Annotated in this window: 12 protein-coding genes; 1 reads left to right on the top strand and 11 read right to left on the bottom strand. The window is 76.8% G+C overall.

Features of this window, described 5'->3' with window-relative positions; all coding sequences use genetic code 11:
- Positions 1 to 9: 9 nt before the first annotated feature.
- From GWJ10_RS18720 to GWJ10_RS18700, 5 genes are all read right to left on the bottom strand, one after another.
- Positions 10 to 735 carry an NADH-quinone oxidoreductase subunit C gene (locus tag GWJ10_RS18720; RefSeq protein ID WP_076404018.1) on the bottom strand — a complete coding sequence of 242 codons (726 nt, stop codon included), beginning with the start codon at positions 733 to 735 and terminating at the stop codon, positions 10 to 12.
- A gap of 47 nt (positions 736 to 782) precedes the next feature.
- Entirely contained in the window at positions 783 to 1334 is a 552-nt protein-coding gene (locus tag GWJ10_RS18715; RefSeq protein ID WP_021481794.1) for an NADH-quinone oxidoreductase subunit B, read from the bottom strand.
- 57 nt (positions 1335 to 1391) lie between these two features.
- Positions 1392 to 1754, bottom strand: coding sequence for an NADH-quinone oxidoreductase subunit A (locus GWJ10_RS18710; protein ID WP_021481795.1), 363 nt, complete (start codon positions 1752 to 1754; stop codon positions 1392 to 1394).
- Between the two features lie 121 nt (positions 1755 to 1875).
- A complete protein-coding gene (locus tag GWJ10_RS18705; protein ID WP_233139588.1) occupies positions 1876 to 3177 on the bottom strand; it encodes a geranylgeranyl reductase family protein in 1302 nt (433 codons plus the stop codon).
- A 396-nt stretch (positions 3178 to 3573) separates the two neighbouring features.
- Entirely contained in the window at positions 3574 to 4269 is a 696-nt protein-coding gene (locus GWJ10_RS18700; protein WP_043653744.1) for a demethylmenaquinone methyltransferase, read from the bottom strand.
- A 63-nt stretch (positions 4270 to 4332) separates the two neighbouring features.
- Here GWJ10_RS18700 and GWJ10_RS18695 point away from each other — a divergent pair, with 63 nt between their 5' ends.
- Positions 4333 to 5697 carry an isochorismate synthase gene (locus tag GWJ10_RS18695; RefSeq protein ID WP_061269253.1) on the top strand — a complete coding sequence of 455 codons (1365 nt, stop codon included), beginning with the start codon at positions 4333 to 4335 and terminating at the stop codon, positions 5695 to 5697.
- A gap of 167 nt (positions 5698 to 5864) precedes the next feature.
- On the opposite strand, the gene GWJ10_RS18690 is transcribed toward GWJ10_RS18695, so the two are convergent.
- From GWJ10_RS18690 to GWJ10_RS18665, 6 genes are all read right to left on the bottom strand, one after another.
- On the bottom strand, positions 5865 to 7508 hold the full coding sequence (locus GWJ10_RS18690; protein WP_163188876.1) for a trypsin-like peptidase domain-containing protein: 1644 nt from the start codon (positions 7506 to 7508) through the stop codon (positions 5865 to 5867).
- A gap of 94 nt (positions 7509 to 7602) precedes the next feature.
- Positions 7603 to 9489 (bottom strand): 2-succinyl-5-enolpyruvyl-6-hydroxy-3-cyclohexene-1-carboxylic-acid synthase, encoded by a 1887-nt coding sequence (gene menD / locus GWJ10_RS18685; protein WP_163188875.1) that lies wholly within the window; start codon positions 9487 to 9489, stop codon positions 7603 to 7605.
- A complete protein-coding gene (locus GWJ10_RS18680; protein ID WP_163188874.1) occupies positions 9486 to 10484 on the bottom strand; it encodes an o-succinylbenzoate synthase in 999 nt (332 codons plus the stop codon). The genes menD and GWJ10_RS18680 overlap by 4 nt, the downstream gene beginning before the upstream one ends.
- A 95-nt stretch (positions 10485 to 10579) precedes the next feature.
- Positions 10580 to 11299, bottom strand: a complete 720-nt coding sequence (locus GWJ10_RS18675) for a DUF1345 domain-containing protein (RefSeq protein ID WP_163188873.1) — start codon at positions 11297 to 11299, stop codon at positions 10580 to 10582.
- Positions 11300 to 11331: 32 nt separating this feature from the next.
- A complete protein-coding gene (locus tag GWJ10_RS18670) occupies positions 11332 to 11943 on the bottom strand; it encodes a TetR family transcriptional regulator (protein WP_061269140.1) in 612 nt (203 codons plus the stop codon).
- A gap of 32 nt (positions 11944 to 11975) precedes the next feature.
- The gene (locus GWJ10_RS18665) at positions 11976 to 13448 is read right to left on the bottom strand and encodes a PLP-dependent aminotransferase family protein (RefSeq protein WP_163188872.1); all 1473 of its coding nucleotides are present in this window, start codon (positions 13446 to 13448) and stop codon (positions 11976 to 11978) included.
- Positions 13449 to 13474 lie beyond the last annotated feature (26 nt).

Raw genomic sequence — 13474 nt, 5'->3', positions numbered from 1 at the left:
TGTGCGTGCTCACGAGTACGACCTCCTCGTGTCGGGCGGGGGCACGGTCGCGCCCTTGTACTCGACGGGGATCCCGCCGAGCGGGTAGTCCTTGCGCTGCGGGTGGCCCGGCCAGTCGTCGGGCATCTCGATGCGCGCGAGCGACGGGTGGCCGTCGAAGACGATGCCGAAGAAGTCCCACGTCTCGCGCTCGTGCCAGTCGTTCGTCGGGTAGACGGACGTCGTGGTCGGCACGTGCGGGTCCGCGTCGGGCACCGACACCTCGAGCCGCAGCCGCCGGCCGTGGGTGATCGAGGTCAGGTGGTAGACGGCGTGCAGCTCGCGGCCGACGTCGTGCGGGAAGTGCACGCCGCTCACGCCCAGGCTCAGCTCGAAGCGCAGGTCCTGGTCGTCGCGCAGCGCCCGGCACACCTCGACGAGGTGGTCGCGGTGCACGTGCAGCGTGAGCTCGGCGTGCGCGCCGGGCGGGTCGACGACGACGCGCTCGACCGCCGCGTCGAACCGGACGCCGGACGTCTCGAGCACCTCCGCGAGGACGTCCACGACCTCGTCGAACCAGCCGCCGTACGGACGGGCGCTCGCGCCCGGCATCGCGACGGGCTGCACCAGGCCGCCGTAGCCGGACGTGTCGCCCGAGCCGTGGACGCCGAACATGCCCTCGCGGACCTCGACGACCTCGAGCGTGCGGGGCGACCCGGCACCGGTCACGAGGTCGGCCGACCGGGGGCCGTTCACCTCCTCCGGCTGCGGCACCGGCGTGCCGGCGCCGCTCTTCTCGTCCGTCACCGCAGCAGCCCCTTCATCTGGAACGTGGGCGTCGCCTCGAGCGCCGCCGCCTCGGCGGCGCGCGCCGCCTCCTTGCGGTTCACGCCGAGCGGCTCGTGCTGGATCTGGTCGTGCAGCGCGAGGATCGCGTTGATGAGCATCTCCGGCCGCGGCGGGCAGCCGGGCAGGTAGATGTCCACCGGGACGACGTGGTCGACGCCCTGGACGATCGCGTAGTTGTTGAACATGCCGCCGCTCGACGCGCACACGCCCATGGACAGGACCCACTTGGGCTCGCTCATCTGGTCGTAGACCTGCCGCACGACCGGCGCCATCTTCTGGCTCACGCGCCCGGCCACGATCATGAGGTCCGCCTGGCGCGGCGACGCGCGGAAGACCTCCATGCCGAAGCGCGACAGGTCGAACCGCGACGCGCCCGCCGCCATCATCTCGATGGCGCAGCACGCGAGGCCGAAGGTCACGGGCCACAGCGACGCCTTGCGCAGGTACCCCGCGAGGTCCTCGATCGTGGTGAGCAAGAAGCCCGAGGGAGCTTCCTCGATCCCCATGGTGTCTCTCCTAGTTCTCTCGCCGGTGCCCGCCGGGGCCCCCGCTGGGTGCCACCGTCAGTCCCACTCGAGGCCGCCGCGGCGCCACTCGTAGACGAACGGGACGGTGATGAGCGCGAGGAACGCGAGCATCGCCACCAGCCCGAACGTCGCGAGCGTCGCGAAGTCGACGGCCCACGGGTAGAGGAAGACGACCTCGATGTCGAAGACGATGAACGTCATCGCGACGAGGTAGTACTTGATCGGGAAGCGCCCGCCGCCGACGGCGTGGGGCGTGGGCTCGATGCCGCACTCGTAGGCGTCGAGCTTGGCGCGGTTGTACCGCTTGGGGCCGATGACCGCGCTCGCGGCGACGCCGCCGAGCGCCAGCACGGCGGCCACGCCCATGAGGACGAGCAGCGGGACGTACGGGTTGGTCATCGTCGACTCCTCGAGTGGGGGCTCGGGACGGGTCTCCCCGGACGACGTCGTCCGGGTCCGCTGTCAGGTGGTGCGAGTGCCGGCGCTGCGCGGTGCGCGGGTGCCGGCCCACCTCGTGGGCTCATGACGATGGCACCACCCTGGTCAGCCCGGCGATGACGCGATCGACCCAGTCACCGCCGCGGGGCTCGTAGCAGTCCGACAGGAGCTTGAGCACGAACCGCATGACGACCGGGCGCGGGAGCCCGTAGCGCGTGCAGATCCGCATGATCTCGGGGTGCTCGATGAGCTTCACGAAGTACCGGCCGAGCGTGTAGTAGCCGCCGAGCTCGCGCCGCATGAGGCGCGGGTACGTCTGCAGCGCGCGCTCGCGACCGCCGTCGGTGAGCCGCGCGCGGGACTGGGCGACGACGTCGGCCGCCGCCCGCCCGGCCTGCATCGCGTAGGCGATGCCCTCGCCGTTGAAGGGGCTGACCATGCCGCCCGAGTCCCCGACGAGCAGCACGCCGCGCGTGTACAGCGGCGTGCGGTTGAAGCCCATGGGCAGCGCCGCGCCGCGCACCGGGGCGAGCCGGTTCTCCTCCGTGAACTCCCACTCGGCGGGCGCGTTGCGCATCCAGGTGGCGAACAGGTCCTTGTAGTCGACGTTCGCCGCGGACTGCCGCGCGGGCGTCGAGCTCACCGAGCCGAGGCCGACGTTCGCCGTGCCGTCGCCGAGCGAGAAGATCCAGCCGTACCCCGGCAGGAGGTTCGACTCGCGCGGCGTGCCGTCCCACAGCTCGAGGTGGGACTCCATCCACGGGTCGTCGTGGCGGGGCGTGCGGAAGTAGGTCCGGACGGCGACGCCGATCGGGCGGTCCTCGCGCCGCGCGAGGCCGAGGGCGAGCGCGAAGCGGGACGAGACGCCGTCGGCCGCGATGACGACGGGCGCCCGGTAGGTGACCTCGTCCCCGGCGCGCCGGCCCTTCTCGTCGACGGGGCGCGCCGTGACGCCGACGACGCGGCCCGTGCGCTCGTCGAGGACGGGGCCGGTGACGGCGGTGCGCTCGAGCAGCTTGGCGCCGGTGCGCTGCGCGTGCTCGGCGAGCGTGCGGTCGAACGAGTGGCGCGCGCGGGCCATGCCGTAGCTGGGGTAGGACGCGAGGTCCGGCCACGCGAGCTCCCACGAGCGGCCGCTCGCGACGACGCGCAGCCCGCGGTTGCGGATCCAGCCGTCCTCGGCGCGCGTGGGGACGCCCATGCGCACGAGCTCGGCGACCGCGCGCGGCGTCAGGCCGTCGCCGCAGATCTTGTCGCGCGGGAACGCCGACTTCTCGAGGAGGAGGACGCTCAGGCCCGCGGCGGCGCAGTAGTGGGCGGCCGCGGAGCCGGCCGGGCCGGCGCCCACGACGATCACGTCGGCGTCGTCGAGCCTCGCGCCCACCGTGCTCACCTCGCCGTCCCGTCGTCTCGGTCCTCGTGCGGTGCTCCACCGTGACCCGGCTCGGGACACGATGCACCCACAGTCCTTGTGAAGTCGGTCACAATGGACACCGCCACTCTAGTCACTCCGGACGGGAGATGTGTAGCAAGGCGACCCTTCCCTGGGAGATCCTGTGACGAAGGTCCTGGCACCCGGCGACGACCGGCCCTGGGGACGAGGACTCGCGGGCAAGGGGGCCGGCGCCGCGATGGCCTAGCCTCCCGCGCGTCCGCGCCCGCCCCGGAGCACCGTCGCCCCAGGTCAGGGACGCGCACGCGCGCCGACGCAGCAGCACGCCGCCGGGGTCGACGACGAGGCCCCGCGCAGCACGCGCGGGGGCCTCGTCCTGGTGTGGCGTCAGGCCGGGCGCACGCCCCGGTGCAGCGCGACGATCCCGCCGGAGAGGTTGCGGTAGGCGACCTTCTCCCAGCCCGCGCGCAGCAGGAGACGACCCAGGCCCTGCTGGTCCGGCCACGCGGCGATCGACTCGGCGAGGTACTCGTACGACCCGCCCTCGCGCGTCACCGCCGAGGCGATGCGCGGCAGCGCCTGGACCAGGTACTCCTGGTACAGGACGCGGAACGGCGCCCACGTGGGGGTCGAGAACTCGCAGATCACCACGCGCCCGCCCGGCCGCACGACGCGCAGCATCTCGCGCAGCGCCCCCTCGGTGTCGACGACGTTGCGCAGCCCGAACGAGATGGTCACCGCGTCGAACGTGCCGTCCGCGAACGGGAGCCGCGTCGCGTCCCCGGCGACGAACGGGAGGTCCGGGCGGCGCTCCTTGCCGACCTGGAGCATGCCGATGGAGAAGTCGCACGGGACGACGCGCACGCCGTCGTCGGCGAACGGCTCCGAGGACGTGCCCGTTCCGGCCGCCAGGTCCAGGACCTTCTCGCCCGGCAGCGCACCGACCGCGCGGACCGTCGCCCGGCGCCACGCGCGGTCCTGCCCGAGCGACAGGATGTCGTTGGTCAGGTCGTACCGGGAGGCGATCCCGTCGAACATCGACGCGACCTCGGAGGGCTTCTTGTCCAGGTTGGCACGGGGCATGGCGCCCATGCTTCCACGTCCCCGCGCCCGCGGTCGCACCGCCGCGGCTTACGCTGGGAGGCGATGAGCGCAGAACCGTCGGCCACGGCCGCACAGCCCCACCCGCTGGTCGTGAGGACCACCCGGATCCCCGACCTGCCCGGCGGTCTCGACGCCCTCGTCGACCTCCTGCCGGACACGCGGCCCCTCGCGTGGGTGCGCCGCGGCGACGGGATCGTCGGCTGGGGCGAGGCTCTGCGGCTCGAGACGTGGGGCCCCGGCCGGTTCGCCGACGCCGAGGCCGCGTGGCACGAGACGCTCGCGCGCGCGGTCGTGCGCGACGAGGTGGGCCTGCCCGGCACGGGCCCCGTCGCGTTCGGCTCGTTCGCGTTCGACGACTCCGCGCCGGGCGACGACGCGCACGACCCGGTGCGGGCCGGCGGGGTCCTCGTCGTGCCGCGCGTCGTCGTCGGGCGACGTGACGGCCACGCGTGGCTCACGACGGTCGACACCGCCGGCTCCCTGTCCTCCTCCCCCACGGACGCCCTGCGCCGCACGCCGCGCGAGCCCGTGCGCGCGCCGGGCGAGGTGGCCTGGCACGACGGCGCGCTCGGCGCCGACGACTGGGCCGCCGTCGTCGCGGAGGGCGTCGAGCGCATCCGCTCGGGCGCGCTGGAGAAGGTGGTGCTCGCGCGCGACGTCGTCGCCCACACGAGCGAGCCCGTGGACCCGCGCTGGCTGCTCGCGCGCCTCGCCTCCGCCTACGAGGCGTGCTGGACGTTCTCGGTCGACGGGCTCGTCGGCGCGACCCCCGAGCTGCTCGTCCGCAGCGAGAAGGGCCTCGTGACGTCCCGCGTGCTCGCCGGCACGATCCGGCGCGGCGGCCTGTCCGACGACGAGGCGCTCCTGCGGGCCGCGCAGCTCGCCCGGTCGTCGAAGGACCTGGAGGAGCACGAGTACGCCGTCCGGTCCGTGGCGCAGGCGCTCGCCCCGTTCTGCTCGTCGATGAACGTCCCCGACTCCCCGTTCGTGCTGCACCTGCCGAACGTCATGCACCTCGCGTCCGACGTGACGGCCGTCCTCGCGCGCGGCGCGAGCGCGCCCGGGACGTCGGGCGGCGCCGCGGCCGGGCCGACGAGCCTGGCGCTCGCGGCGGCGCTGCACCCCTCCGCGGCGGTGTGCGGCACGCCGACGGTCGTCGCGCGCGACCTCATCCGCGAGATCGAGGGCATGGACCGCGGACGGTACGCCGGCCCGGTCGGGTGGCTGGGCGCCGACGGCGACGGCGAGTGGGGCATCGCGCTGCGCTCGGCCGAGCTGTCGGGCACCGACCCGCGCTCCGTGCGGCTCTTCGCCGGGTGCGGCATCGTCGCGGCGTCCGACCCGGCGGCCGAGGTCGCCGAGTCCGAGGCGAAGCTCGAGCCGATGCGCTACGCGCTCGGCGCCTGACGCACCGCAGACCCGCGCCGCGAGACCCCCCGGACGACGACGAGCGGCCGGCACGGAGATCCGTGCCGGCCGCTCGTTGCGGTGGGCCGTCGGGGCGGGGACGTCCCCCGACGGCCCACCGTCCCGCCACGGTCAGAGGTGGTGGCGGGACGGGGTGCGGCGCCGGGTCAGCCCTGGCCGCCGAAGAACCAGTCGAACGGGTTCGGGACGTTGCCCGGGTCGGTCGGGTCGCCCTGCTGACCCTGGTCGCCCTGCTGGCCGCCCTGGTCACCCTGGCCGGGGAGCTGCCCCTGGCCGTCCTGGCCCGGCGTCTGCCCCTGGCCGCCCTGCGACCCCTGGCCGGTGGTCTCGTCGTCCGCCGGGCGCGTCGCGAGGGTGACGTCGAGCTCGAGCGTCTTGCCGTCGCGGACGACGGTGAGCTTCGACTCGGCGCCCGCGGCCCGCTCGCGCACGAACGCCGTGAGCGACTCCGCCCCGCCGACCGGGTGGCCGTCGATGGCGACGATGACGTCGCCCGAGCGGATGCCCGCGTCGGCGGCCGGCGAGCCGTCGGTGACCTCCTGGACCTCGGCGCCGCGGCGCGTCACGCCGTCGGCCGTCGCGGTCGCGTCGGCGAGCGTCACGCCGAGGAACGCGTGCTCCGCGGTCCCGTTGTCGACGAGCTGCTGACCGATCGTCTTGGCGAGGTTCACCGGGATGGCGAACCCGAGGCCGATCGAGCCGGACTGGCCACCGCCGCTCGACAGCGTCGCGATCGACGACGTGATGCCGATGACACGGCCCTGCGCGTCGAACAGCGGGCCGCCGGAGTTGCCCGGGTTGATCGCGGCGTCGATCTGGATCGCGTTCGTGACGACGGACGTGCCGCCGCCCTCGCCGGACGCGGACACCGGGCGGTCGACGGCCGACACGATGCCGGTCGTGGCCGTGTTCGCGAGGCCGAGCGGGTTGCCGACCGCGAGGACCGACTCGCCGACGGTCACGTCGTCGGAGTCGCCGAGCGTCGCGGGCTGGAGGTCGTCGGGGGCGTCGACGAGCTGCACGACGGCGAGGTCCGTCGCCGGGTCGAGCCCGACGATCTTCGCGTCGAACAGGCGGCCGTCGCTGAGCGTGACCTGGACCGTGTCGTTCTCGGCGCCGGACACCACGTGGTTGTTCGTCACCACGTGGCCCTTGTCGTCGATGATGACGCCGGAGCCCTCGGCCCCGCCCTGCGGGGTCTGGACCTGGATCGCCACGACCGACGGCGCGACGGCCTTGGTCACGGCCTCCCAGTCGGGGTTCTGCGACGACGAGTCGGCGACGGGCGCGGCCGACGTCTCGTGCTGCTGGCCGACGTCGGCGAGCGACGCGGAGTCCTGGTCGGCGCCGAACGCGCCGGTGAGGCCGGCGGTGCCGACGCTCGCGAGGAGCGCCGCGGCGGCCGCGGCGCTGACGACCGGCACCCAGGTGCGGCGGCGCTGCGGGGCGCCGCTCTCCCCGGCGGTGGCCGGGGCCGGCGGTGCGGGCGGCGGGCCGAAGCTGCCGGACGGCGTGTGCGCGCCGGGCGCGCCCTGCGCGGGTCGCGCGTACGGGTTCGCCGGCGGCGTGGCGGGCGTGTGCCCCGCGGGTGCGGTGGCGTGGCCCGTCGGGGCGGGCTGCGGCGTCGTGAGGTGCTGCACGGGGTGCGGCGGGAGCGGCTGCGTCGGGTGGCCGGTCGGGTGCGCCGACGGCTGGGCCGGTGCCTGCTCGCCCGCGGTCGCGGCCGGCAGCGGCTGCGTGGCGTCGGGCGTCGGGACGGGGGTGGGCTCGGTGCCCGGGGTGTTCGTCATGGTGGGCCTCCTTCTTCTGCCCACTACTTCACACCGCCGCGCTTGAACGACGCTTGAACGAACCTGGGAGTCCGCTGCGAGTTTTTCCGCGCCCCTAGCCGCCCGAGGACAGCCCCGCGCGCACCGCCGCCCGGACGTCGTCCGCCAGGACCAGGCCCTCGCGACGGCGGTCCGCGCGCCCGATACGCACCTCGAGGACCTGCACGCCGTGGCTCGGCGCCGCGAGCGCGTGCCGCAACGAGGGGACGTCCTGGACGAGCTGGTGGTCCACCCCGTACCCGGCGCACAGCGGCGCGAGGTGCGCGCCGTGCGGCGTCGCGAAGACGCGCTCGAACGTGCGGTGCGCGCCCTCGGACGACTCCCCCAGCGCCCCGGGCTCGAGCCCCGCGAAGATCGCGCCGCCGTCGTCGTTCACGACGACGAGCTGGAGGTCCGCGTGCGGCTCGTCGGGTCCGCGCAGCAGCCCGCCGACGTCGTGGAGGAAGGTGAGGTCGCCGAGCAGCGCGCGGGTGCGCCGGTGGCCACGACCCGTCGCGAGGGCCGCGCCGAGCGCCGTCGACACGGTGCCGTCGATGCCCGCGAGGCCGCGGTTGGCGAGCACGCGCGGGCCGTGCCCGTCGAGGCCGAGCACGAGGCCCAGGTCGCGCACCGGGCTCGACGAGCCGACCACGAGCAGGTCGTCCGGGGCACCCGCCGCGGCGACCGCGCGCGCGACGCTCGGGCCGTCCGTCCGGGCCCCGTCGGTCGCCGCCTTGATGACGGCCGCCGCCGCGGCCGACGCCGTTCCCCAGCGCTCGGCCCAGCCCGTGGCGGGCGCGGGCTCGAGCCACCCCGCGGGCACCACGGGGAGCACCGTCGAGGCGTTGCGCGCGGCGTCGGGCCAGGGGCGCGAGCCCGGTGCCACGACGGTCACCGCGACGTCCCCGCGCCCGAGCAGCCGCTGCACCGGCCGCGAGAGCGTCGGCCGCCCCAGCACGACGACGTGCTCCACGTCGTCCACGAGCGCGTCGACCCCGAGCACGAGCGGGTGCCCGACGACGAGGTGCCGGCCGCCCGCCGCCCCGGACGACGGCTCGGCGAGCAGCGGCCAGCCGCGCGCCTCGGCGAGATCGCGCGCGACGGGGCCCGCGCCGTCGCCCGCGACGACGACCGTCCGCTCGCCGGGGACCGGCATCTCGATGGGGCCGACGGGGGTTCCGAGCGGCTCCGTGACGTCGCCCGGCGCGACGCCTGTCGGCACGGCCGCGGGGGCGGCCGGCACGACGACGACCGAGCGGACACCGGGAAGGTCCGGGTCGGGCGCGGTGGGCGCGGTGGGCCCACCGAGCGCGACGTCGGGAGGAGTGTCGGGCAGGCCGACGGGCACGAGCGGCTCGCGGTACGCGAGGTCGAGGTGCACCGGGCCGGGGTGCCCCGAGCGCGCGCCCACGGCCTCGGCGAGCGCGCGCGCCGCGACGGCGAGGAGGTCACGGACCTCGCCCGGGCGTCCGTCGGGTGCCGGGACGTCCGCCGCGAACCGCGTCGCGGGGCCGAAGATCCCGGCCTGGTGGGTCGTCTGGTTCGCGCCCGTGCCGCGCAGCTCGTGCGGCCGGTCGGCGGTGAGGAGCACGAGCGGGACGCCCGTGTGGTGCGCCTCGAGGACCGCGGGGTGCAGGTTCGCGACGGCCGTCCCCGACGTCGTGACGACCGCGACGGCCCGGGGCAGCGCGACGCCGCCGCGCACGAGCGGGCCCGCGCCGCGCGAGAGCCCGACGGCGAGGAACCCGGCCGCGCGCTCGTCGACGCGCACGTGCAGCGTGAGGTGGCCGAGGTCGGCCGCCGCCGCGAGCGCGTACGCGAGCGGCGCGCTGCGCGAGCCGGGGGCGAGCACGACGTCCGCGACGCCCTCGAGCGCGAGGCGGTGCACGAGCGCGAACGCGCTGCGCACCGCGGGCGGCTGCGCGTCCAGGCCGTCGAGCAGCGGGTCGAGGGCGGCGCTCATCGCGCACCCCCGGTGGCCACGAGGCCGGCGACGCGCTCAAGCCGCGCGCGCCACCGTCGGTCGGTCTCCGGGTCGGGCGCGGTCGCGGCGAGCGCCTCCGCGCTCGGTGCGGGACGCGTCACGAGCAGGGCCCCGTCGGCGGGCACGAGCGGCGCGGGCACGACGTCGGCGGCGAACAGGTTCACGGTCGCGAGGCCGCACGCGTACGGCAGCGCGGGGAGCGCGGCGGCGAGCGCGACGCCCGCGGCGATGCCGACCGACGACTCGAGCGCCGACGACACGACGACGGGCAGCCGCACCTGCTCGGCGAGGTCGAGGCACGCGCGCACGCCGCCGAGCGGCTGCACCTTGAGCACCACGACGTCGGCCGCGTCCGCGCGCACGACGGCGAGCGGGTCCTCGGCGCGCCGGATCGACTCGTCGGCGGCGACGGGCACGGCGGTGTCGCCGCGCTGGCCGCGCCGCACGGCCGCGAGACCGGCCACGTCGGGGCACGGCTGCTCGACGTACTCGAGCCCCCCCGCCGCGCGGTCGAGGTGCGGGAGGCGGCGCAGCGCCTCCTCGGGGTCCCAGGCGCCGTTCGCGTCGACGCGCACCCGACCGCCCGGTCCGAGCGCGTCGCGCACGGCCTCGAGGCGCGCGACCTCGGCGTCGAGGGCTTCGAGCGTGCCGTCGGGCCCACGCTGCGCGACCTTGACCTTGGCGGTGCGGCACCCGCCGGACGCGGCGACGAGCTCCCGGGCGCGGTCGGGCCCGACCGCCGGGACGGTCACGTTCACGGGGACCCGGTCGCGGACGGGGGCGGGCCAGCCGTCGTCGGCCGCCTCGTGCGCGGCGCGCAGCCAGGAGGCGGACTCGGCGTCGTCGTAGTCCCAGAAGGGCGAGAACTCGCCCCAGCCGGCGTCTCCGCGCAGGAGGACGCCGTCGCGCGCGTCAAGCCCGCGGAACCGGGTGGTGAGTCGGGTGCGGTAGACGACGGCGCGGGAGTCGGGCACGCGCCCAGGCTATGCCACGCGTCGTCGTCGGCCCGCGGCCCGGGCACGTGCGCGGCGCACGGGCACGGGCACGGGCACGGGCACGGGCACGACGCTCACGCGTTGACGAGCACCACGACGACGAGCGCGACGATCACCGCGTTGAACGCGAACGCGACGACGGCGTGGGTCGTGACCATCCGGCGCGTGACGGAGTCGAGCACCGTGACGTCGGCGGTCGAGAAGGTCGTGCTCACGCCCGCGGCCAGGTACACGTAGTCGGCGTAGGCGCGCGGTCCCTCGCCGGGGAACGCGAACCCGAGGCCGTCGCCGGCCGCGAGGTCGCGGCGAGCGTAGTGCACGGAGTGGGACACGAGCACCGCGACCCACGACACGACGATGACCGCGACGCCGAGCACGGTCAGCGCGGGAGCCGCGGCCCACGCGACGCCCTGCGCGAGCGCGAACCCGACGAGCAGCGCCATGACCGCGAACTGGACGGACCACGCCGTCGACCCGCCGCCGAGGAGCAGCGTGCGGACGCGGCCGCGCCCGTCGGGGTGCGCGCGCAGCAGGGCCCGCTCGAGCTCGGGGCCGCGGCGCCCGGCGAACGCGACGCACGTCAGCGTGCAGGAGAGCCCGGCGAGCACGACCCACACGAGGAGGCCCGCCGCCACGGGGACGGTCCGGTCGTCGAGGCCGAGCGGGCCCTCCGCGAGGAGCACGACGACCGGACCGGTCACGAGCGCGACGACGGTCGAGACGAGGGTCCGGGTGGTCTCGGGGACGAGGCGGTCGCGCAGGGCGGGTCGGGCGGTGGACGGGCGTCGGGTCATGGGCCGCGAGGCTACCCGGCGGCGGCGCGGACTCAGCGCGGTCCGGGTGCCACGAGCTCGCCGACGAGGCGGACCGCGAGCGCGCGCGCGTCACGGCCCTCGCTCAGCGCGCTCACGGCGGCGCCGTCGACGACCGCGACGAGGAGCGACGCCGCGACGTGGCCGAGGCCCCGCACGGCGAGGAGCTGCGCGACGGCGTCGTCCAGCCCCTGCCGGCCCTTCCCGTAGGCCCGGGCGAGCGCCGGGTAGCGGCCCGCGCCGACGAGGTGCTCGTAGAAGCCCCGCAGCTCGCTCTCCCCGCCGGGCGGCAGGACGGCGTCGACGAGGACGCGCGCGTCCTCCCGGGCCCGGTCCCCGCCGCGCGCCGCGCGCTCCGCGGCGCCGTGCGCGTGCTCCGCCCACCCGGTGACGATGAGCTCGCCGGCCGCGCCCATGAGGTCGTCGAGGCCGGTGAAGTAGTAGGTGGTGGCGGCGAGCGGGACGTCGGCGCGCGTCGCGACGGCGCGGTGGGTTACCGCCGCGGGGCCGTCCTGCAGGATGAGGTCCGCGGCGGCGCGGACGATCGCGTCCCGGCGCGCGACACCGCGCGCCTGGCGCCGCGGTCCGGGTCGTCGGTCGGCGGTCTCGGTCGGCGTCGTCCCCACCCGCACACCGTAGGGCACCGGCCGCGCGCTCGTCAGGCCGGCGGGCGTCCCGCGCCCGCCGCCCGCAGCGCGTCGACGACCCGCGCGACGTCGGGCTCGCGCACGCGCGCCGTGCCGACGACCACGCCGTGCTCGACGCGCTCGACGCTCGTCCCGCTCAGGGGCTCGACGGGGACGCCGGCCGCGCGCAGCCCGTCGACCGCCACGTCCTCGGCCGCCGGGCCGGGGAGCGGGACGACGAGGTGGAGACCCGCCGCGACGCCCCCGACCGTGACGCCGGGCAGGGCCTCGCCGAGCACGGCGAGCAGCGCGCGGCGCCGCCGCTGGTAGACGACCCGGGCCCGGCGCAGGTGCCGCTGGTACGCGCCCGAGCCGAGGAGCGCCGCGAGCGCCGCCTGCTCGGGGACGGACGTGCCGAGGTCGGCGTGGCGCTTGGCCTCGACGAGCGGCCCGACGACGTGCGGCGGCGCGACGACCCAGCCGAGCCGCAGCGCGGGCGACAGGAGCTTGGAGACGGACCCGAGGAGCACGACCCGCTCGGGGTCCAGGGGCTGCACCGACGCGACGGGCCGGCGGTCGTAGCGCAGCTCGGCGTCGTAGTCGTCCTCGAGCACGAGGCGGTCCCCCGCGGCGGCCCACGCGAGCAGCGCACGACGGCGCGCCGGGGCGAGCACGACGCCGAGCGGGAACTGGTGCGCGGGCGTCACGAGCGCGGCGCGCGCGTCCTCGGGGAGCAGGTCGGTCCGGAGCCCGTCGGCGTCGACGGGCACGCCCGCGGGCCGGGTCCCCGCGTCGCGCAGGAGCTCGAGCGCGCCCCGCGACGACGGGTCCTCGACGGCGACCGTGACGGGCTCTGTCCCTGCCCCTGCCCCTGGCCCTGACCCCGGCGCGGGCGCCACCCGGCCCGCGGCGAGCAGCCGCGCGAGCAGCGCGAGCGCCTGGGCGACGCCGCTCACCACGACGACGTCGTGCGCGGTCACGTGCGCGCCACGGCTGCGGCGCAGGTGCTCCGCGAGCGCCTCGCGCAGCGCGGGCAGCCCCTGGGGGTCCGGGTAGCCGAGGTCGGCGTCCACGAGCCCGCGGACGCCGTCGCGGACCGCGCGCGCCCAGGCCGCCCGGGGGAACAGCGCCGGGTCCGGGGTCCCGACGCTCACGGGCCGGGGGCCCGCCGTGCCGTGCCGGGTGCTCCCGGTCCCCGGGCTCCGTGCGGGCGGCGCCCCCCGGGGGGACGGCGCCGCGGGGAGCGACGCGACGACGACGCCCGACCGCGGCCGGGAAACGAGCAGCCCCTCGCCGACGAGCACGTCGACCGCCGTCGTCACCGTGCCGCGCGAGAGCCCGAGCGCGACGGCCGCGTCCCGGCCCGACGGCAGGACCGTGCCCGCCGCGACCCGTCCCTCGACGACGGCCGCGCGCAGGCCGTCCTGGAGCCAGCGGCCGACGTCGCGCGCGGGGCGCGGGCCGAGCACGAGCAGCAGGGCCTCGGGCGCGAGCCGGGTCGTCATCTGGCCCAGTGAACCAGGCACGACCT

This window comes from Cellulosimicrobium sp. SL-1 (genome assembly GCF_011033075.1).
GTDB lineage: Bacteria > Actinomycetota > Actinomycetes > Actinomycetales > Cellulomonadaceae > Cellulosimicrobium > Cellulosimicrobium funkei.
This window is presented reverse-complemented; position numbering and strand designations above follow the sequence as displayed.

Excerpts from the sequence above, each read along its gene's own strand:
- GWJ10_RS18715 (WP_021481794.1), bottom strand. The coding sequence starts at position 1,334 with ATGGGGATCGAGGAAGCTCCCTCGGGCTTCTTGCTCACCACGATCGAG.
- GWJ10_RS18710 (WP_021481795.1), bottom strand. The coding sequence starts at position 1,754 with ATGACCAACCCGTACGTCCCGCTGCTCGTCCTCATGGGCGTGGCCGCC.
- GWJ10_RS18700 (WP_043653744.1), bottom strand. The coding sequence starts at position 4,269 with ATGCCCCGTGCCAACCTGGACAAGAAGCCCTCCGAGGTCGCGTCGATG.
- GWJ10_RS18695 (WP_061269253.1), top strand. The coding sequence starts at position 4,333 with ATGAGCGCAGAACCGTCGGCCACGGCCGCACAGCCCCACCCGCTGGTC.
- GWJ10_RS18690 (WP_163188876.1), bottom strand. The coding sequence starts at position 7,508 with ATGACGAACACCCCGGGCACCGAGCCCACCCCCGTCCCGACGCCCGAC.
- menD (WP_163188875.1), bottom strand. The coding sequence starts at position 9,489 with ATGAGCGCCGCCCTCGACCCGCTGCTCGACGGCCTGGACGCGCAGCCG.
- GWJ10_RS18675 (WP_163188873.1), bottom strand. The coding sequence starts at position 11,299 with ATGACCCGACGCCCGTCCACCGCCCGACCCGCCCTGCGCGACCGCCTC.
- GWJ10_RS18665 (WP_163188872.1), bottom strand. The coding sequence starts at position 13,448 with ATGACGACCCGGCTCGCGCCCGAGGCCCTGCTGCTCGTGCTCGGCCCG.